Annotated in this window: 25 protein-coding genes; 15 read left to right on the forward strand and 10 right to left on the reverse strand. The window is 70.6% G+C overall.

Annotation, left to right across the window (positions count from 1 at the left end):
* Positions 1 to 269 precede the first annotated feature (269 nt).
* The 4 genes from ACH4E8_RS24100 to ACH4E8_RS24115 all read left to right on the forward strand — a co-directional run bounded on the left by ACH4E8_RS24100 (position 270) and on the right by ACH4E8_RS24115 (position 3,089).
* Positions 270 to 638 (forward strand): DUF2089 domain-containing protein, encoded by a 369-nt coding sequence (locus ACH4E8_RS24100; RefSeq protein ID WP_398451401.1) that lies wholly within the window; start codon positions 270 to 272, stop codon positions 636 to 638.
* On the forward strand, positions 638 to 895 hold the full coding sequence (locus ACH4E8_RS24105) for a hypothetical protein (RefSeq protein ID WP_398451403.1): 258 nt from the start codon (positions 638 to 640) through the stop codon (positions 893 to 895). Before ACH4E8_RS24100 ends, ACH4E8_RS24105 begins: the two co-directional genes overlap by 1 nt.
* Before the next feature lie 28 nt (positions 896 to 923).
* On the forward strand, positions 924 to 1,391 hold the full coding sequence (locus ACH4E8_RS24110) for an SHOCT-like domain-containing protein (RefSeq protein WP_398451405.1): 468 nt from the start codon (positions 924 to 926) through the stop codon (positions 1,389 to 1,391).
* Between the two features lie 171 nt (positions 1,392 to 1,562).
* Positions 1,563 to 3,089, forward strand: coding sequence for a glycosyl hydrolase family 18 protein (locus ACH4E8_RS24115; RefSeq protein WP_398451407.1), 1,527 nt, complete (start codon positions 1,563 to 1,565; stop codon positions 3,087 to 3,089).
* Positions 3,090 to 3,221: 132 nt separating this feature from the next.
* Here the strand turns inward: ACH4E8_RS24115 and ACH4E8_RS24120 are convergent, their stop codons facing one another.
* Positions 3,222 to 4,106 (reverse strand): NAD(P)-dependent oxidoreductase, encoded by an 885-nt coding sequence (locus tag ACH4E8_RS24120; RefSeq protein WP_398451409.1) that lies wholly within the window; start codon positions 4,104 to 4,106, stop codon positions 3,222 to 3,224.
* Positions 4,107 to 4,156: 50 nt separating this feature from the next.
* Here ACH4E8_RS24120 and ACH4E8_RS24125 point away from each other — a divergent pair, with 50 nt between their 5' ends.
* Entirely contained in the window at positions 4,157 to 4,564 is a 408-nt protein-coding gene (locus ACH4E8_RS24125; RefSeq protein WP_398451411.1) for a MerR family transcriptional regulator, read from the forward strand.
* Between the two features lie 102 nt (positions 4,565 to 4,666).
* On the opposite strand, the gene ACH4E8_RS24130 is transcribed toward ACH4E8_RS24125, so the two are convergent.
* The gene (locus ACH4E8_RS24130) at positions 4,667 to 4,981 is read right to left on the reverse strand and encodes a type II toxin-antitoxin system prevent-host-death family antitoxin (protein ID WP_398451413.1); all 315 of its coding nucleotides are present in this window, start codon (positions 4,979 to 4,981) and stop codon (positions 4,667 to 4,669) included.
* A gap of 229 nt (positions 4,982 to 5,210) precedes the next feature.
* On the opposite strand from ACH4E8_RS24130, the gene ACH4E8_RS24135 reads away from it, so the two are divergent.
* The 3 genes from ACH4E8_RS24135 to ACH4E8_RS24145 all read left to right on the forward strand — a co-directional run bounded on the left by ACH4E8_RS24135 (position 5,211) and on the right by ACH4E8_RS24145 (position 8,020).
* The gene (locus tag ACH4E8_RS24135; RefSeq protein ID WP_398451415.1) at positions 5,211 to 5,663 is read left to right on the forward strand and encodes a hypothetical protein; all 453 of its coding nucleotides are present in this window, start codon (positions 5,211 to 5,213) and stop codon (positions 5,661 to 5,663) included.
* A gap of 180 nt (positions 5,664 to 5,843) precedes the next feature.
* Positions 5,844 to 6,296, forward strand: coding sequence for a hypothetical protein (locus tag ACH4E8_RS24140; RefSeq protein WP_398451417.1), 453 nt, complete (start codon positions 5,844 to 5,846; stop codon positions 6,294 to 6,296).
* Positions 6,297 to 6,637: 341 nt separating this feature from the next.
* Positions 6,638 to 8,020 carry an erythromycin esterase family protein gene (locus ACH4E8_RS24145; protein WP_398451419.1) on the forward strand — a complete coding sequence of 461 codons (1,383 nt, stop codon included), beginning with the start codon at positions 6,638 to 6,640 and terminating at the stop codon, positions 8,018 to 8,020.
* A gap of 175 nt (positions 8,021 to 8,195) precedes the next feature.
* On the opposite strand, the gene ACH4E8_RS24150 is transcribed toward ACH4E8_RS24145, so the two are convergent.
* Positions 8,196 to 8,588, reverse strand: coding sequence for a hypothetical protein (locus ACH4E8_RS24150; protein WP_398451421.1), 393 nt, complete (start codon positions 8,586 to 8,588; stop codon positions 8,196 to 8,198).
* A gap of 1 nt (position 8,589) precedes the next feature.
* Positions 8,590 to 8,817, reverse strand: coding sequence for a hypothetical protein (locus tag ACH4E8_RS24155; protein ID WP_398451423.1), 228 nt, complete (start codon positions 8,815 to 8,817; stop codon positions 8,590 to 8,592).
* Between the two features lie 97 nt (positions 8,818 to 8,914).
* Here ACH4E8_RS24155 and ACH4E8_RS24160 point away from each other — a divergent pair, with 97 nt between their 5' ends.
* Genes ACH4E8_RS24160 through ACH4E8_RS24170 form a run of 3 tightly spaced genes read left to right on the forward strand, consistent with a single transcriptional unit; the run spans position 8,915 to position 10,175 of the window.
* Entirely contained in the window at positions 8,915 to 9,751 is an 837-nt protein-coding gene (locus ACH4E8_RS24160) for a Scr1 family TA system antitoxin-like transcriptional regulator (protein WP_398451425.1), read from the forward strand.
* Positions 9,748 to 9,948, forward strand: a complete 201-nt coding sequence (locus tag ACH4E8_RS24165; RefSeq protein ID WP_398451427.1) for a DUF397 domain-containing protein — start codon at positions 9,748 to 9,750, stop codon at positions 9,946 to 9,948. Before ACH4E8_RS24160 ends, ACH4E8_RS24165 begins: the two co-directional genes overlap by 4 nt.
* Before the next feature lie 20 nt (positions 9,949 to 9,968).
* Positions 9,969 to 10,175, forward strand: coding sequence for a DUF397 domain-containing protein (locus ACH4E8_RS24170; protein ID WP_398451428.1), 207 nt, complete (start codon positions 9,969 to 9,971; stop codon positions 10,173 to 10,175).
* Between the two features lie 53 nt (positions 10,176 to 10,228).
* On the opposite strand, the gene ACH4E8_RS24175 is transcribed toward ACH4E8_RS24170, so the two are convergent.
* The 4 genes from ACH4E8_RS24175 to ACH4E8_RS24190 are packed head-to-tail and all read right to left on the reverse strand — an operon-like array spanning position 10,229 to position 13,738.
* Entirely contained in the window at positions 10,229 to 11,275 is a 1,047-nt protein-coding gene (locus ACH4E8_RS24175; RefSeq protein WP_398451429.1) for an NAD(P)H-dependent flavin oxidoreductase, read from the reverse strand.
* Complete coding sequence (locus ACH4E8_RS24180; RefSeq protein WP_398451430.1) at positions 11,275 to 12,021, reverse strand: CoA-transferase subunit beta; 747 nt, start codon at positions 12,019 to 12,021, stop codon at positions 11,275 to 11,277. The genes ACH4E8_RS24175 and ACH4E8_RS24180 overlap by 1 nt, the downstream gene beginning before the upstream one ends.
* Complete coding sequence (locus ACH4E8_RS24185) at positions 12,018 to 12,857, reverse strand: CoA transferase subunit A (RefSeq protein ID WP_398451431.1); 840 nt, start codon at positions 12,855 to 12,857, stop codon at positions 12,018 to 12,020. Before ACH4E8_RS24185 ends, ACH4E8_RS24180 begins: the two co-directional genes overlap by 4 nt.
* Positions 12,857 to 13,738, reverse strand: a complete 882-nt coding sequence (locus ACH4E8_RS24190) for an enoyl-CoA hydratase family protein (RefSeq protein WP_398451433.1) — start codon at positions 13,736 to 13,738, stop codon at positions 12,857 to 12,859. Before ACH4E8_RS24190 ends, ACH4E8_RS24185 begins: the two co-directional genes overlap by 1 nt.
* Before the next feature lie 56 nt (positions 13,739 to 13,794).
* Here ACH4E8_RS24190 and ACH4E8_RS24195 point away from each other — a divergent pair, with 56 nt between their 5' ends.
* Together ACH4E8_RS24195 and ACH4E8_RS24200 are read left to right on the forward strand one after the other, a co-directional pair.
* Positions 13,795 to 14,553, forward strand: a complete 759-nt coding sequence (locus ACH4E8_RS24195) for an SDR family oxidoreductase (protein ID WP_398451435.1) — start codon at positions 13,795 to 13,797, stop codon at positions 14,551 to 14,553.
* Position 14,554: 1 nt separating this feature from the next.
* On the forward strand, positions 14,555 to 15,436 hold the full coding sequence (locus tag ACH4E8_RS24200; protein ID WP_398451437.1) for an SDR family oxidoreductase: 882 nt from the start codon (positions 14,555 to 14,557) through the stop codon (positions 15,434 to 15,436).
* Between the two features lie 360 nt (positions 15,437 to 15,796).
* Here ACH4E8_RS24200 and ACH4E8_RS24205 read toward each other — a convergent pair whose 3' ends face one another.
* Entirely contained in the window at positions 15,797 to 16,183 is a 387-nt protein-coding gene (locus tag ACH4E8_RS24205) for a VOC family protein (protein WP_398451439.1), read from the reverse strand.
* Positions 16,184 to 16,367: 184 nt separating this feature from the next.
* Positions 16,368 to 16,922, reverse strand: a complete 555-nt coding sequence (locus ACH4E8_RS24210) for a GNAT family N-acetyltransferase (RefSeq protein WP_398451888.1) — start codon at positions 16,920 to 16,922, stop codon at positions 16,368 to 16,370.
* A 131-nt stretch (positions 16,923 to 17,053) separates the two neighbouring features.
* Here ACH4E8_RS24210 and ACH4E8_RS24215 point away from each other — a divergent pair, with 131 nt between their 5' ends.
* Positions 17,054 to 17,461 (forward strand): ribonuclease domain-containing protein, encoded by a 408-nt coding sequence (locus ACH4E8_RS24215; RefSeq protein WP_398451441.1) that lies wholly within the window; start codon positions 17,054 to 17,056, stop codon positions 17,459 to 17,461.
* 34 nt (positions 17,462 to 17,495) lie between these two features.
* On the forward strand, positions 17,496 to 17,885 hold the full coding sequence (locus ACH4E8_RS24220; protein ID WP_398451443.1) for a barstar family protein: 390 nt from the start codon (positions 17,496 to 17,498) through the stop codon (positions 17,883 to 17,885).
* Positions 17,886 to 17,888 lie beyond the last annotated feature (3 nt).

A 17,888-nucleotide genomic window follows, 5' to 3' on the forward strand; every position in this document is an offset into this window, starting at 1 on the left:
TCCGACACCCGTGCATATGCCGGCCCGGTCCCTCTTGGCCGATTGTCGGCAGAGCGGGTGGGCGGCCGTCACCGCCGCGTGCTCCTCCCGTGCCTCGAACCTGGCGATCGTTGAAGCGGGAGGCTATCGACCTCATCTTTCCTCAGGGGTGAGTTAAGAAAATTAAGATTCTCTCGTTGCTCCCTTGAAAAACTCAAGCTATAAATGAGGGGCAGGCGCACCGTCCGGCGCGCCGAGTGCGCGTCGCCGAGTTTCGAGGGAGTCCACGGGTGGACTGGCAAGAGCTGACCGACCTGACGCAGGGGCGGCCGTTCGTCGTCGAGCGGGTGCGGCTCGCGGACAACGGGGTCGCGGTCGAGGGGGAGTTCGAGCCGCCGCAGTTGGCTCAACTCGACGTCGAAGATCAGGTCTTCGTCGCCGCGTTCGTCCGGGCGCACGGCTCCATCAAGGAGATGGAGCGGGTCTTCGGGGTGAGCTACCCGACGGTCAAGTCCCGGCTGAACCGGATCGCGCAGCGCCTCGACTTCGTCGACGTCGACCCGGCGCCCGCCGGCGCGAGCGCCGACACCCTGGACCGCCTCCAGCGCGGCGAGATCAATGTGCAGGAGGCGCTTGCGGAGTTGGAGGGGACGGGGTGATGCCGCAGTTGGTGACGGCGCGCTATTGCCGTGCCGACGGGCGTACGCGACGGCTGTACGTCCCGGTCGTCCCGGTCCTGCTCGTGCTCGCGCCGTTGGTGCTGCTCGCCGTGGTGGGCGGGCTGATCGCCTGCCGCGTCTTCGGCATCCGCCCGGGGGGCGCGCTGGGCGGGGTCGGGCGGCTGTTGTGCGCGCTGCCCGGAGCCCGGTTCGAGATGCAGCAGGGCCGAACGGCCGTGCTGATCAAGGTCAGTTGAAACAGTTGAGGCAGAGGGGGAGTACGACATGAGTACGAGTACGGGCACGAGCACGGGTACGGCAGCGAACGAGCAGCGTCGCCAGGTCCTGGAGATGCTGGCCGACGGCAAGATCACCGCGGACGAGGCGGGGCGGCTGATCGACGCGCTGGAGCGCCAGCAGCCGACGCCGCCGCAGGGCGCCCCGTCCGCCCCGAAGGACCGCCGCCCCAAGTACCTGCGCGTGGTGGTCCACTCGGACGAGCCCGGCGGCGACGGCCCCAGCCGGATCAACGTCCGCATCCCGCTGCAACTGCTGCGCGCCGGAGTGCGGCTCGCGAGCCTGATCCCGCCGCAGGCGCTCACCAAGGTCAACGAGCAACTGCACCGGAGCGGCGTCCCGATCGACCTCGCCGAACTCAAGCCGCAACACCTTGAGGAACTCGTCGAGCACCTCGACGACATCCACGTCAACGTGGACGACCCCGACTCCACGGTCCAGGTCTTCTGCGAGTGACGCCACCGGGCCCGAGTGGCGAGAAGTGGCCTCATCTCCATGGGAGTCGTCTCATCTTCACCACCGGGCCCCCCGTCCCTCCTACCGTGTCCTCGACTCGCGACGGAAGGCGGCGCTCCGCAACGTCCCGGGAGCGGCCAGGTGTCCGTCGCGTTCATGTCTGGAGGAGCGATGGAAACGCGTCTCTTATCCGGTCCGAGAACCCGGATCGTCGCCGTGCTGGCAGCGCTGGCGACGGTGCTGGGACTGTTCACGGGCTTTTCGGACCGGGCCCGGGCCCAGGAGGCCAACCACCCCGGCGCCCCCGTCTTCACGGCGGTCACGGACACCACCGTCACGTTCAAGTGGGACCCGCCGCCCCGCCCCGAAGAGGTGCTGTACTACCAGATCGAACAGGACTTCGGCACTGAAGTCGGGATCACGACCGGCACCACCTTCACGGCCACGCACCTCAACGTCGACACGGAGTACCACTTCGGCGTGGTCGCGTTCGCCCGCGGCGGGTCGGGCTGGTCGAGCCGTCACATGCCCGTCCGGACGACGGGCACGGTGCCGCCGATGCCCGCGAAGCCGGTCGCCATGGGCGTCTTCACCGAGGAGGGCAGCTACGAGCGGGGCTTCCACCTCAAGGAGTTGCACACCGGCGGCTCGGCGGCCCGGCTCACCCATCTGACGTACGGGCACGGCACGGTCAGCGGCGGCCAGTGCGGCATCGGGGACCAGCACGCGGCCCTGGAGCGGACCTTCTCCGCCGACCAGAGCGTGTCCGGCCGGGCCGACACCTGGGACCAGCCCCTGCGCGGACACTTCAACCAGCTCCGCGAGCTGAAGGCCCGTCATCCGGACCTCAAGCTCCTGTGGTCCTTCGGCGGGCCGGAGCGCGCGGGCGACTGGGCCGACATCAGGGAGCGCCCGTGGCTCGTGATCAGCTCCTGCATGCGGCTGCTCGACGACCCGCGCTGGGCCGGTCTCTTCGACGGGATCGACCTGATGATGGAGTACCCGCCCTGCCGCCTCGCCCCCTGCGACCTCGGCGGCGCGGCCTGGCTGAAGTACCTGGCGAAGGGGTTCCGCGACGTGCTGGGCAAGGGCCGCATCCTGACGGTGACCGTCGGTTCCCGCGGCGGCGGCGACCACCTCTACGGGCGGACCGACTTCGCCGGGGCAGCGCCCCTGGTCGACTGGTACAACGTGAAGACGTACGACTACTACACCCCGCTGGAACCGAACTGGGCCCGGCGGACCGCTCCCGCCGCCCCGCTCGACTCGTCCTGGAACAACTTGGAGTACGGCCGGGACGCCAACTTCGAACTCCGCAACCTGACCGCGAGGGGCGTCCACCCGAACAAGGTCGTGATGGGTCTCCCCACCCACGCCTGGGGCTGGCAGGGCATTCGCAACGCGACCGGGGCTCCGGGGGACTACTACGCCGACGGCCCGGTGGACGGTCCCTCCCAGCGCGGACTGGACGACTACCGGGCGGTCAGCGCCCGCTGCGCCCCGACCGGCGAGTTGGGGAAGACGGCCTTCGCGGTCTGCGGCAGCCAGATGTGGACCTACGACACCCCGGCCACGGTCGCCGGGAAGGCCGCGTACATGAAGAGGTACGGGCTCGGCGGCGGCTTCCTCTCCAACCTCCGCGGCGACACCTCACGCGGCGAACTCCTCACCGCCCTGACCAACGCCTTCAAGCCCTGAGGCACTGAGGGCCCGCTCCGAACCCCTGCGAACCCTGTGTCCCTCAAGGGCGCGCACCGCGCCGCTCCCGGGCGTCCGTCCCGGGAGCGGCGTGCCCTGAGGCCCGAGGGGAGATCCCGGTGTCGGGTCCGGTCACTCGACGCGGGGCTTGCTGAACTCTTCGATCAGCACGGCGTACTGCTCCCCGCCGTGTCCGGCGGCGACCGCCCGGTCGGCCATCGCCTTGATCAACTTCGGCAGTTCGGCGTTGACGCCCACCGCCTCGCTCTCCTCGATCAGATGTGCCATCGACCCGACATGGGTCTCCAGGGACGCCACCTCGGCAGGGAAGGAGCCGCTGTCGATCTGCTCGGCTTCGCCCGGCAGCCATGCGGCCACTCCGGTGGCCATCTGCTGTGCGAACGGCGCGAACGTCGCGGCGTCCACACCGGCCGTCTTGAGCAGGGCCGTGCCTTGGAGCCAAGCGTTCAGGACGCTCCACATCATCGCCAGACCCGCCACGTCGTACAGCGACGCCAGCCCGTGATCCGCACCGAGGTGGCTAACGGTGCCGAGCGCGTCGAGCGTCGTCTTGTGCGCATCGAAGTCCGCCTGCGGTCCGCTGTGCAGGATCACCGCGTCAGCGGTTCCGATGGCCGGCGGGATCGCCATGACGGCGCCGTCCAGGTAGCGGGCGCCGCGCTGCTCGGCCCATCGGGCGGCCTCCCGCGCCTGGGTCGAGTCGCCCGAGGTCAGGTTCACCAGCGTCACGCCGTCCAGTTCGACGTCGTCCGCCCCGAGCAGGCCGTGCACGGCCTGGTAGTCGGTGACGCAGACGATCGTCAGGGGGCCCGCCTTGAGCGCGTCGGCCACCGTCGGCGCCAGCTCGGCGCCCTCGGCCACCAACTGGTCGGCCTTGGCGGCCGTACGGTTCCACACGGTGGTGGGGTGCCCGGCTTTGAGGAACGCGCTGGCCAGCGCCTGGCCCATCCGTCCGAGGCCGATGATCGTCACAGGTGTTTCGGTCGTGTTGTCCATGGCAGCATCGTCAACGTTCATACCGGTGTGAAGGTCAAGCGAGGTTTTCGATGCGGATCGGGGAACTGGGGCGCCGGACGGGCGTCAACACCCACCAGTTGCGCTACTACGAGGCCCAGGGCCTGCTGGAGGCGGACCGCGGTACGAACGGCTACCGCGAGTTCGACGAGGACGCCGTGCTGCGGGTCCGGCAGATCCGTCACCTGCTGGGTGCCGGTCTGTCCTCCGAGGACATCGCGTACGTGCTGCCCTGCGCGGTCGGCGAGGATCCGCAGCTACCCGGGTGCCCCGAACTGGTCGCCGCGATGCGGTCACGGCTTCAGCGACTGGACGAGCAGATGAACGACCTCGCTCAATCCCGCGACGCCCTTGCCCGCTACATCGATGCGGCCGAGCGCATGGGTGGTGAGAGCTACCCACCCTTTGACGGTGCCGACTTGGAGCCCGTCTCCGCCTGAGCCGTCGGGGCAGCCCGGTTCGCGGACCGTTCCGACCGGCGGCACCCTCCCGACCCGCGCAAGCACCGCCGACGCGCCGGCCCGGGCACGGCGTGCCCCGACTCACTGGGCGCGGCAGACGTCCCGACGGTGGCCGACCTTGACGACGAGTACGACCAGTTCGCCATCGCAGACGGCGTAGGCGAGCCGGTCGTCCCCGACCCGCAACCGGTACAGGTCGTCGTGTCCGGCGAGCCTCTTGATGTCGGCGTCCTCAAGGGCGTGGTACCCGTCCATGGGGATCACGGCCGCGACGGCTTCGCCGTTGCGCGTCACGATCGTGGCCTCTCCCGCGGCTGCCTTGTTGAGGACGTCGGAGAGCTGGGCGCGGGTCTCTCTGATGCCCAGTCGGTCGGATGACGTCGAATGTACACGCATGCGTGTACACCGCTTCGGGGTGCGAGTGTGTGGCGCTGGCCGTCGCGCTCAGCCGTGAGCGCGGGCCAGAGTGGAGGTCGCCTGTAGGGCTCCTTGATTATCTGCCAGCAAATTTATGGGCGCGTGCCCATTTAATGCGATCGCGCGGTGATTTCTTGATCGGCGACCTCTCCTGGGGAACCCTGTGCTGCGGTAGGAGTCCCTGAAGCGCGAGAGGGAGGGGTTAGTCGTGCAGCTGCTGCGGAGGAAGAACCTCACCGGTGCCGGCGGTCTGATGGCGGCGGCGGTCGCGGTCGGCGTCCTGGCGATGCCGGGCCAGGCGCACGCGGCGGAGGCCGCCGGCTGGGCGGCGCAGTGCGCGAAGACGCCCGTGGTGGGAGCGCCCGGCGTCTATGACCAGCGAGCCTCGGTCTGGAAGGCGGACGATCCCAGCAAGATCGCCGAGTCGATCTTCAGGCCGGCGGACGACAGGCTGTCGGTGCGCAACGTGTCGGGAACCGCGATGCAGTACACCATCCAGTGGACGAACGCGAGCGGTACCGCCATCGAGCGGACTTGGTCGTACGGCGTGACGTCCGGCACGGCCAGACACATGGTGTTCGACATTCCTGATGGTCGCACCGTCTATACGTCCATCTCCGTCGGCGACGGGACCGTCGCCCGCTGCTCGGGCAGGTCGTAAGAGCCTCGTTCGTCGGGTGAAGCCAGGGCCGGCAGGTCCTGGCTTTTCTTTGTTCGCAAATGGATGGGCGGACGCCCATTAAATGGATAATCACGCAGTGATCGCTTGATCGATGGCCTCCCTTGCGGAATTCTCTATTGCTGTAGGGACCACGCGGTTGGAGAGAAGAAGGGATCGGTCATGCAGATTCTCAGGAGGAAGAACCTCACCGGAGTCGTCGGCCTGATGGCGGCGGCCCTCGCGGCCGGCGTCCTGACGATGCCGGGCCAGGCGCACGCGGCGGAGGCCGCCTACTGGACCGTGGACTGTGACAAGACGCCGGCGACCGGCGACCCAGGCGCCCACGACATGATCGCCATGATCTACAAGACCGGCGACCCGAACAAGGGCGCCATTTCGTCCTTCCATGCCGCCGGCGAGACCCTGACCATCAGGAACTGGTCCGGTGCCATGATGCGATTCAAGATTCAGTGGGCGAACGCGGCTGGTAACCGCATTGAGAAGACCTGGGAGTACAACCTCGGGACCGGTGGCTCTCAAACGCACACGTTCAACATCCCTGAAGGGCGCAAGGTTTACACGTCTGTTGGAACGCCGGGTGGGAGCACCGCCTACTGCAACGGGATCTCGTAGCGCGGCATTCCTTCCGGTCCGTTGAACGAGCGGGCGGAAGATGCGTGAAGCAGGGCCTCACGGCCCGCTCGGGTGCGAATCGCTCCGGGCGGGGCCGGGGGCCCTGCCTTCGTTCGTTGAATCGTGCCGCCGTACGGCTGCGGATTCGTGTTGCCGCACGACTTCCATGGGCCGAACTCCGCGACTGCCGAGCGCGGGCGCAGTAATCGGGCCCGCCCACCTGGTACTCAGGGGGGATATTTCTCCCGGGATAAATAGGAGGCTGCTCCCGTGTGCCGCCTGCTCTTCGCGGGTGAGGATTCCTTCAGTTCTTCGGCGACAAACAGAAGGAGCTCACCAGCATGACCAGGTACCACCAGCGCATCGGCCGCAGGGCACTGCTCGCCACGACGGCGGGCGTCATGGGGGCGGCCCTCGTCGCCGGGGCGGCGTACGCGGCCCCGGTCGGGGACGGGGCGCCGCGCGCCGCCGCCCGGGAGCAGGCCCAGGACCCCGTGGTCCGCGCGCTGGACCGGATCGCCCACCCGCTGCGCTCCACCGAGCCCGGCGGGAAGAACCACGACCTGCGGGCGCTCGGCGCGATGATCGGCGGTGCCAAGGTCGTCGGCGTGGGCGAGGCCACCCACGGCTCCCACGAGTTCTTCACCATGAAGGAGCGACTCTTCCGCTACCTCGTCCAGGAGAAGGGATTCCGGGCCTTCTCCCTGGAGTTCAGTTGGCCCGCCGGACTCCAGATCAACGACTACCTCCAGACCGGCAAGGGCGACGCCCGGCAGGTCGTCAAGGAAACCCTCGGCGGCACCCCCTGGGACCGCGAGGAGTTCGTCCACCTCATCGAGTGGATGCGCGACCACAACCGCCGCAATCCCACCCGCACCGTCCACTTCGTCGGCAACGACCTCGGCGGCCCCGCCATCACGGACGACTTCTTCGCCCGGATCACCGACTACGCCCGGCAGCACCACCCGACGCTGGAGCCCCGTCTCAACGAGCTCTACGCGGGGCTGCGTCCCCTCGACGACGCCTTCGCCTACCTCAAGAAGCCGCTCGCCGAGCGCCAAGCTTTCGCCGACCGGGCCCAGCGCGCCCTCGACCTGATCAGCGCGGCGGGCGGCAAGGACCGGAACGCCCACGCGTGGGCCGTGCAGAACGCCCGCTCGGTCGCCGACACCACCAGGTTCCTGACCGCCGACCCCACCGACCCCTCGAAGATGCCCGACTTCCAGCGCATCCGTGACAAGGCCATGGCCGACAACGTCCTGTGGTGGCAGAAGCGCACCGGGCACAAGATGCTGGTCTCCGCGCACAACGACCACCTCGGTCTCATCGCCGGCACCGCCTCGATGTACCCCAAGACCCAGGGGTCCCTCCTCCGCGACGCGCTGGGCCGGAACTACCTGCCCGTCGGCATGACCTTCGACCGGGGCTCCTTCCTCGCCCAGGACACCGGCATCGGCGGCGACTGGAAGAAGTTCACCGTCGGCGCCGCCGCTCCCGGCACCAACGAGCACACCCTCGACCGGGTCCGGCACCAGGACTACTACGCCGACCTGCGCGCCGCCGCGCCCGACGCGCGCCGCTGGCTGGACACCGCGCGTCCCACCCGCACCATCGGCACGGGCTTCGACGCCAACTACCCCCTGTACGACCTGGCGCTCGGCCGCTCCTTCGACGTCCTGATCCACCTGCACGACGTACGGGAGGCCGACCGGCGCAAGCCGTAACCGGGTCGGTTCTCGGTGGGCCCGTCCGGCCCTGACCCTTGCCCAGGTGGGCCGGACGGGCGGCTTGGTGGCCCGCCCCCCGGAGGTCTGGGGCAGAGACCTCGGGGGCGGGCCGGCCCGCGCGGCCGGGGCGATGGCCGGCGGGCGATTGGGGGGAGGGGTGGGTGTGCGGGGCTTATGGGCCAGGGGCGTCGATGGCGAAGGAGCAGCGTCCCGGGTGGTCGCGGTAGAGGAAGCAGACGTCGTCGCGGCCTGACGGAGCGCCGTTGGTCTCGGTGCAGTCGGGGAGGGCGGTGATCTGCTCCGGGGCGAGGCCGTCCGTCCAGTGGGTCCACAGGTTCTCGCCGTGCGGAGCCGGTAGGAGGCGGACGAGGGCGGCGTGCGGGGTGTCCTGGTGCGCTTCCAGTTCGCACGTGAGACGCGTCTGGATCGCCATCAGGGTCTCGGGTGCGTGGCCCTCGGCGTCGCGGGCGTCCAGCACCAGTTCCGGTGGCAGTACGGCGGGGGCCCGGCAGGTGCGCGGCGGCTCGGGGGCGGGGGATGGCTCGGGGATGTGGGGGGAGCCCATGTCAGGCCCGCTGACTGCTGTTGGCGTTGCGCTCGCTCAGGGCCGGCGCTAGCCGGTCGTGGTTCGTCGCCCTACGGGTGAGGTCGCGCAGGGCGTCCCACTCGATGCCGCCGCGGGGCGGGCGGAGGGCGTAGTAGTTCCTGAACACCTCCATGACCACGCCGATGGTCTGGGACTCTGTGTCGTAAGCGAGTTCACCGACTCTGAGTTCGTCGAGTTCGCCGCACATGATTGCTCCTCTCTGTAGCCAAACCGCTACCGGGCGCAGTCAGGTTGGCCTAGGGTTGGTACTCCCCTCAACGCGACTGGGCGAGGAGAGCACGTTGGTGAACCGCAAGGAGTTGAATCCCGAAGCATCTGCTCAGGCGGCGTACGGAGCGCGCTTACGCAGCCTGCGAGATGGGCGGGGATTGACTCAGGACGAACTCGCATCCCTCATGGGCTACTCGGGGCGACACATTTCAGCCGTCGAAACCGGCCGCAGAACGCCAACGCGCCAATTCTCGCTGAGTGCCGACAGGATCTTCGAACTCGAAGGTGCCGCTGACACGTTCGAACGCGCGTTTAGAGAGATCCGGCACGGCGCACTGCTGCAAGGCTTCCCGGAGTACCTGGGGTACGAGGGGCGGGCCGTCGAGCTCCGGCTGTACGAGATCGGGATCATGCCGGGGCTGCTCCAGACGTCTGAGTACGCAACCGCCCTTGAAAGTGGCGAAGTTCAGCGAGGCTCGATCTCGGCCGACCAGGCTGAGGAGCGAGTACGCGTGCTCATGCAGCGGCAGGCTGCGCTGGTGCGCGACCGGTCACCCATGATGTTCGTCGTCATGGACGAGAGCTGCATCCGCCGACAGGTCGGCAGCCGTGAGGTGATGGACGCCCAGCTCGATCGACTGTTGGCGTTCGCCGAGCAGCCCAACGCCATGCTGCACATCGCGCCGTATGCCATAGGAGAGCGCAGGCCGTTCAACCTCCCGTTGAACCTGCTGACCCTGCCGGACCTCTCCATGGTCGCGTACGCTGAGTCCCAGATGCAGGGGCACATGGAGCGCGAAATCCCCGTCATTCTGCCCCTGTTGACGGCCTACCATCAGTTGCAGGCCGTATCGCTGTCGTCGGCAGCGAGCGTGGACATGATCAATCAGATCCGGAAGGGCACCCCATGACGACCGCGACCGAACTTCGTTGGGTCAAGTCCTCCTACAGCAGCAACGGTGGCAACTGCGTGGAGGTCGCCGTGAACGTCGTTGCCACCGGGGTCGTGCCCGTCCGGGACAGCAAGCAGCCGGGTGGGCCGGTCCTGATCGTGTCTGCTGGCGCGTTCGCCGGGCTTGTCTCGCTTGCGCGGGGCGCCGACCTGTAAGTCCTCGAAGGAGCTGCACGATGAGCCTTGAACTCTCCACAGCTCAATGGACCAAGTCCTCCTACAGCAACAACGGCGGCGACTGCCTCGAATGGGCCCCCGCACACGCGGCCACGCACGGCACCGTGCCCGTCCGCGACAGCAAGCGTCCCGAAGGGCCCGCGCTGCTGGTGTCCGCTGGCGCGTTCGCCGGGCTGGTGGCTCTCGCGCGAGGGGCCGAGCTGTAGTCCGTAGCTCCACCGCACTCCCTGAGCCCCGTACGGCACCCGTCGTACGGGGCTCAGTGCGTGCCCAGCTCCCGCAGCACCGCGTCCGCTTCCCGTACCACCCGCTCCACCAGCTCCGCGCAGCTCGGCAGGTCGTCCAGCACGCCCGCGACCTGGCCCGACGCCATCACACCCACATCTGTCCGGCCGTCGACCATCGCCGCGCGCAGCAGCATCGGGGTGTTCGCGGCCAACAGGACCTGGCCCCAGGTCAGTTCCTTGCCGTGCTTCATCGCGAGGCCGTCGCGGACCATCGAACGCCACGTCAGACCGGACAACTTCCGGAACGCCGCAGCGTGGCGTACCGCCAGCGCCAGGGAGCGGGCGCGGCCGTGCCGTTCCAGCGCCGCGACCAGGTCCGTACGCAGCATCCGGTGCGGGAGGCCGTCCACCGCCCGCGTGACCGTCACGTCGTTCACCGTCGCCGCCAGATAGCGCGCCTTCACCGCGGCCGGGACGGTGGAGTCGGAGGTCAGCAGGAAGCGGGTGCCCATCGCGACGCCCGCCGCGCCCAGCGCCAGCGCGGCCACCAGACCGCGGCCGTCGTGGAAGCCGCCGGCCGCGACGACGGGGATGTCTACTGCGTCCACGACCTGCGGGACCAGCACGGTCGTGGCGACCGCCCCCGTATGGCCGCCGCCCTCGCCGCCCTGCACCAGCACCGCGTCCGCGCCCCATGCCGCGACCTTCTCCGCGTGGCGACGGGCACCCACCGATGGGATCACCACCACGCCCGCGTCCTTGAGTTCGGCGATCAGGTCGCGGGACGGCGCGAGGGCGAACGAAGTGACGCGTACGCCCTCGTCGACGATGATCCGTACCCGTTCGCGGGCGTCGGCGGCGTCGGCGCGCAGGTTGACGCCGAAGGGGGCGTCCGTGCGGGCGGCCACCTCGCGCACCGCGTGCCGCAGCTCGTCCACGGTCATCGTCGCGGAGGCGAGGATGCCGAGGGCGCCCGCGTTCGCCGTCGCGGAGACCAGGCGGGGGCCGGCGACCCAGCCCATGCCGGTCTGCACGATCGGATGGCGCACGCCGGTGAGCCGGGTCAGTGCGGTCTCCATCACCCGGTCCTCACCTCGCGCTCGCGCAGGCCGTCCGGGTCGATCACCTCGCGGATCAGCCGTAGCTCTTCGGCGGTCGGCTCCCGGGTCGGCACCACGTCGTCCGCGACGAGCTCGAAACCGGTGGCGGCCCGCACGTCCGCCACCGTCACGCCCGGGTGCACGGACACCAGCCGCATCGCGCGATCAGGCGTCGCGAAGTCGAAGACGCCGAGGTCGGTGACGACGCGGGGGATGCGGTGGAAGCGGGTGGCGCTCGGGCCGGCCGCGGCGGCGCGGTCGTAACCCACCCCGCAGACCACGTCCACCTCCGGGACGAAGACGCGCGGCGAGTGCCTGGGGATCCAGTAACTCACCGGGTTGTTGAGGGTGTTGACGGGCGCGCCGCGCATTCCGAGGAGTTGGCGGGCGGGGCGGGTGAAGTCCGGACCGATGGCGGAGATGTTCTGGTTGCCGTGGCGGTCGAGCTGGCTCGCGCCCATCATCACGTGCCGGCGCCCACCGGTGACCATCGCGAGGTGACGGCGGTACGGCAGCCAGCCCTCCACCGACCCGTCGAGCCCCACCAGCATCGCCTCGCCGTCCGTGAGGAGCAGATCGGGGGAGAAGGTGCGCTTCGCGAGCCGGGCGCCGACGGACGGGATCAGGCCCATGGGGCTGGCCAGCACTTCTCCGTCGCCCCGCCACGCATCGGCGCAGGCGACGACACAGTACTCGGCGCGGGTCGCCGTGGTCTTGATGCTCATCGGGCATCCTCCTGCCAGCGGGCGACGGCGGCTTGGTACGCCTTCTCGTCACCGTCGAGGAAGCGCGCGGCGAACTCCTCCCAGGGCGTGGACGCGTACGCCTGCTGGAACGCCTCGTCGCGCCCGTAGTCGGGGGCGCAGGAGGTGAAGTGCGCGCCGTTCGGGGTCTCCACCACACCCGTGACCGAATGGCGGGAGACCAGCAGGGACTGCGGCGGCACGTCCCCGAACGTGTCAACCAGCGCTTCGCAGCAGACGTACGCCGTGTCCGCGGCCTCGCAGAACAGGTCGTCGAAGTACGGGTCGGGGCCCAGGTAGCAGGCGTTGCCGAGCCGGTCGGCGCGGTTGAGGTGGACGAAGGCGGCGTCCATGCGCAGCGCGGGCACGGCGACGAACTCCTCCCCGTCCTCGTACGGCGAGGTCACCGTCCGCAGCTCCGGATTGAGCCGCAGCACGTCCGAGCCGATGCCGGCGCGCACCGGCAGGAACGGCAGCCGGTTCGCGGCGGCGTGCAGGCCCCACATGAACATCGCCTCGTCGATCTCGGTGACGGGGAAGCCGCCGGCCTGACGGGCGGCGCGGTAGTGCGGTTCGAGGGGGATGGAGTCGAGCGTCACGAAGGCGGTGACCAGGCGGCGGATCCGACCGGCGGCGGCGAGGAGGCCGACGTCCGGGCCGCCGTACGACACCACGGTGAGATCGGTGATCTCGGACCGGAGCACTGCTCTCACCAACGCCATGGGCTTGCGGCGCGAGCCCCAGCCGCCGATGCCGATGGTCATTCCGCTGCGCAGCCGCCCGACGACGTCGTCCAGCGACATGACCTTGTCGCTCATCACCCCTCGCCCCCTTCTGGGCGTCCGAAGGCGGCGCGGACCCGGTCGGCCACTCCGCTGAGGCCCGCCTCGAAGGTGAAGCCCTGCTCGAAGCGGTAGCTGCGGCGCACGTCCACCGGGTCGATGCCGTTGAGCGCCGCCTTCGCGAGCCGCAGCAGTGTGCCGTCCTTGCGGGCGATCTCCTGCGCCAACTCCAGTGCCGCCGCGTCGAGTTCCGAGCGCGGCACCACCCGCCACACCGAGCCGTGGCCGTGCAACTCGTGCGCGCTGACCGTGCGGGAAGTGAAGTACAGCGTGCGCATGAGGTGTTGGGGCACCAGCCGGGACAGGTGCGTCGCCGCGCCCAGCGCGCCCCGGTCCAACTCCGGCAGGCCGAAGGTCGCGTCGTCCGCGGCGACGATCGCGTCCGCGTTGCCGACGAGGCCGACGCCGCCGCCGAGGCAGTGGCCGGCGACCGCGGCGACGACCGGGACCTCGCACTCGTACACCGCGGCGAACGCCTCCGCGCAGCCGCGGTTGACGTCGATCAGCGCGGTGTTGTCTTCGGCGCGTTGGAGCTCCTTGAGGTCCACGCCGGCGTTGAAGCCGCGGCCCGCGGCGGTGAGGACGACGCAGCGCACGTCCGGGTCCCGGCCGGCGGCGCGGACCGCGTCGGCGAGGTCGTACCAGCCGCGGGCGGGCAGCGCGTTGACGGGCGGGCGGTCGACCGTGACCGTGCGCACGCCCGGCGCGGTGTCCGTGGTGGAGACGGCGCCCGTGGGCGAGTTGGCGTTCGTCGTCGAGCCGGTGCGCGTCGTCGAGCCGGTACTCGTCGTCGAGCCGGTGCGCGTCGTCGAGCCGGTGTTCGTGGCGGAGTCGGTGTTCGTGGTGGAGACACCCATGACAGGATCAGCTACCTTTCCACCAAACATTTGTTAGGTGAGGAAGGTAGCAGCGGATGGAGTTGGACGGGAGGGTCGCGGTCGTCACGGGCGGTACGCGGGGCGTCGGCGCGGGCATCGCGCGTTGCCTGCTGCGGGCCGGGGCGCGGGTGGTGGTCTGCGCCCGCCGTCCGCCCGAAGTCGCCGTCGACGGCGCCGAGTTCGTACCGCTCGACCTGCGGGACGTGGGCGCCGTCGAGAGCTTCTTCGCGGACGTCGCGGCGCGGTACGGGCGGCTCGACGTGCTCGTCAACAACGCGGGCGGGACGCCGCACCGGGCCCTTGCGGATGCACCGGCCGCCCGGCACGTACGGGTGCTGGAACTCAACCTCACCGCGCCGCTGACCGCGTCCCTCGCCGCGTACGAACACCTGCGGGCCGCCCGCGGCTCCATCGTGATGATCGGCAGCGTCAGCGCCGACCGGGCCTCGCCGGGCTCGGCGGCGTACGGCGCGGCGAAGGCGGGGCTGGCGAACCTGGCGCGGTCCATGGCGGTCGAGTGGGCGCCCGAGGTGCGGGTGAACACGGTCGTGCCGGGGATGGTCCGCACCGAACTGGCCCACCTGCACTACGGCGACGCGGCGGGCGTCGCCGCGGTCGGCGCGACCGTGCCGTTGGGGCGGCTCGCCGAGCCTTCCGACGTCGGGGAAGCGGCGGTCTTCCTCGCATCGGCGCGGGCGGCGTACGTCAGCGGGGCGTCGCTGCACGTCCACGGCGGCGGCGAACGCCCGGCGTTCCTCGCCGCCGCGGCCACAACTGACTCCGGGGAGGCTTGAGATGACGGGACTGTGCGAGGGCCGGGTCGTGGTGATCACCGGCGCGGGGCGGGGGCTCGGGCGGGCGCACGCGCTCGCCTTCGCGGCCGAGGGCGCCCGGGTCGTCGTCAACGACCTCGGCGCCGCGCTCGACGGCGCGGGCACGTCCCGCGGCCCCGCGGCCGAGGTGGTCGCGGAGATCCGCGCGGCGGGAGGCGACGCGGTGCCGCACGGCGGCGACGTCGCGACGAACGAGGGCGCGTCGTCACTCGTGGCAACGGCCCTGGACGCGTACGGCCGGCTCGACACCCTCGTCAACAACGCGGGCTTCGTCCGGGACCGGATGCTCGTGAACTTGACGGAGGACGACTGGGACGCCGTCGTCCGCGTCCACCTCAAGGGCCACTTCCTGCCCCTGAAACACGCGGCGGCCCACTGGCGGGCCGAGGCGAAGGCGGGTCGGTCGGTGTCGGCCCGCGTGGTCAACACGACCTCGGGCGCGGGCCTGCTGGGCAGCGTCGGCCAGTCGAACTACGCGGCGGCGAAGGCGGGCGTCGTGGCCCTGACGCTCGTCGCGGCGGCGGAGTTGGCGCGTTACGGGGTACGGGTGAACGCGATCGCCCCTGCGGCGCGGACCCGCATGACCGAAGGCGTCTTCACGGACCTCGCCGCGCTCCCGGACGACGTCTCCCCGCTGGTGGTGTGGTTGGGATCGGCCGCGAGCGACGGCGTCACGGGCCGCGTCTTCGAGTCGGAGGGCCCCCGCTTGACGGTCATGGAGGGCTGGCGCCCCGGCCCGACGGACACGGCGCCCGCCCGCCGCACCCCGTCGGAGACGGGGGAGGTGGTACGGAAGCTGCTGTCGGCGTCGGAGGAACCGGGGCGGGTGTACGGGGCGGGCTGAGGCCCGCGCCGCGCGATCCCAGGCGCCGCCTGGACGGTCCCGCTGCGGGTTGCGTCGGTCTCCGCGGCCAGGCGACGGTCTGCGCGCGCAGCCTCGCCCCCGTGCGCCCAAGGGGCGCGGGAGGTGCCCCCAGCGCCCCTGATGCGCTTCCCCCGTCATGCGCCTGCGGCGCGGGGGAACCGCGCGAACAACCGCCCACGGTCCGCAGAGACCCCTACAGCGCCCATTGCTCCGGCGGGCATGGCAGAGCCGCCGCGCCCCACCCACCGTCCTCCCGTGCACCGGAGCCCGACCCTGCGTCGACGGAGGGCGGTGGCGCCTCGACGAGGTCGAAGGCGGTCCGAGGACCCTCCCCCTCGATCACGAGCGCATGACGCAGAATTCGTTGCCGTCGGGGTCCTGCATCGTGATCCAGTCGTCGCGCTCGGCCTGGACCGTCGCTCCCAGCGCACACAGCCGCTTGACCTCTGCGGCTGCATCGGTCGTGCTGAGGTCGAGATGGACCCGGTTCTTGGCCCGCTTGTCCTCCGGCACCCGCTGGAAGAAGATGCGAGGCAGTCTGTCGTCCCTGCCGACGAGCAGGACAGTGGGGTCGTCCTCCGGGTCGTCGACGCCCAAGGAACGCAGCCGGGCCAACTCCTCCTCGTCATAGGGCGCGATGTCGTAGTCATCCAGGGCCTGTGCCCAGAACCGGGCGGCCGACGCCGGATGAGGACTGTCGAAGACGATGTCCTTGATGGATGCCACGGGACTCCCTTCAGGAACGGCCGCTGGCGAGGTGAGCCGATCCACAGGTGATGAGTATTGCTTGCCGTGTGGCCCCTGGGGTCTCAGCGACAGCCGTCCCACCCTCCGGAGGGACGTGTCGGTCTCCGCGGACCGCACCCACCGCGACGCTGGGGCAGGTGCCCGCGGGGGCACGGCGCGGGCGTCAGGTGGTGCGGCAGGCTGCCTGGGAGGTCGGTGGCGGGCGGACGGCGAAGCACTGTTCCGCGTCGTACGCCACGAAGCGCTCCGCCTCCTCGAAGCCCAGCTTCGCCGCCAGCCGCATCGAAGGCGCGTTCGCCGTCTGCGTCGCGAGGACCAGCGGTTCGTCCGGGTGGGTGGAGTCGAACCAGGCGAGGGCCGCCTCGCATGCCTCCGTGGCGTAACCCCGGCCCCACGCCGACGCCAGGAACAGATAGCCCAACTCCACCCGGCCCTCCGCCTGGGGGAGGTGGCCCGAGTTTCGGGTGAGGATGACCTGGCCGATCATCGTTCCGGCGAGGGCGACCACGAACAGGCCGGGGCGGCGGCCCGGCACCGGGGGCACGTCGCGCTCCAGTGCCTCGCGCGGCTGCGCGCCGCCGAGATAGGTGTTCACCTCCGGCGAGGAGAACAGGTCGACGAACGCCGCCCGGTCCCGTGCCTGCGACTCGCGCAGCACGAGGCGGTCCGTCGTGATCGGGGCGGGCGGCCAGGGGGCGGAGGCGCCGAGGTCGGTCATGCCGGTCAGCCAATCAGCCCGCTCGACGGCGATCAAGGCGCGGGTCGGGGTCCGGCCTTCGGGTGAACGTCCGGCGAACACGCCGCTCATGGGCTTGATGCGTGCATGCTCATGCGGGCCATCATGGGCGCATGCGCATCCCCCACCGCATTCATCGACGCGTCGCCGCCCTCGGCGCGACCCTCGCCGCCGCCCTCCTCGTCACCACCGCGACCCCCACCGCGACCCCCGCGGCCGCGGCATCCGCCGCCGGCTTCGGTGAGATCTGCTACTCCGCCCTGCCGTCCGAAGCCCACACCACGCTCCGGCTCATCGACTCCGGTGGACCCTTCCCGTACCCGCAGGACGGGGGAGTGTTCCAGAACCGGGAGGGGCTGCTGCCCCAGCAGTCCGCCTCGTACTACCACGAGTACACCGTCAAGACGCCGGGCGCGAGCAACCGCGGGACCCGGCGCATCGTCACCGGGGAGCAGCACCAGGAGGACTACTACACCCGGGACCACTACGCGTCGTTCGACCTGGTCGACCACGGCTGTTAGCCACCGCTGCCGGTCACCGCGGTAAACAAGGAGCATGACGACCACGTACGTGATCGACGGCTCGACCATCGCCGGTCTGCCCGACTTCTGGCGGGCGATCGGCGAGGCCGTCAACGGGCCCGGCGGCTACTTCGGCAGCAACTTCGACGCCCTCGCCGACTGCCTCGGCGGCGGCTACGGCACCCCCGACGATGACGACGACGTCGTCTTCGAATGGCGCGCCCACGAACGCTCCCGCACCGCCCTGGGCCACCCGGAGACCGCCCGTTACCTGGCGCAGAAGCTGCGCCGGGCCCATCCCTCCAACCACCCCGCGATCCGAGCGGAGCTGGCGCGCGCCGAGGCCGGGGCGGGCCCCACGCTCTTCGACCTGCTGGTGGCGGCGATCGAGCGCCGCTACCCGGGCGGGGTGCGCCTGCGCTGACGG

Origin of the sequence: Streptomyces sp. NPDC017979 (assembly GCF_044328175.1) — a bacterium.
Classification (GTDB): Bacteria; Actinomycetota; Actinomycetes; order Streptomycetales; family Streptomycetaceae; genus Streptomyces.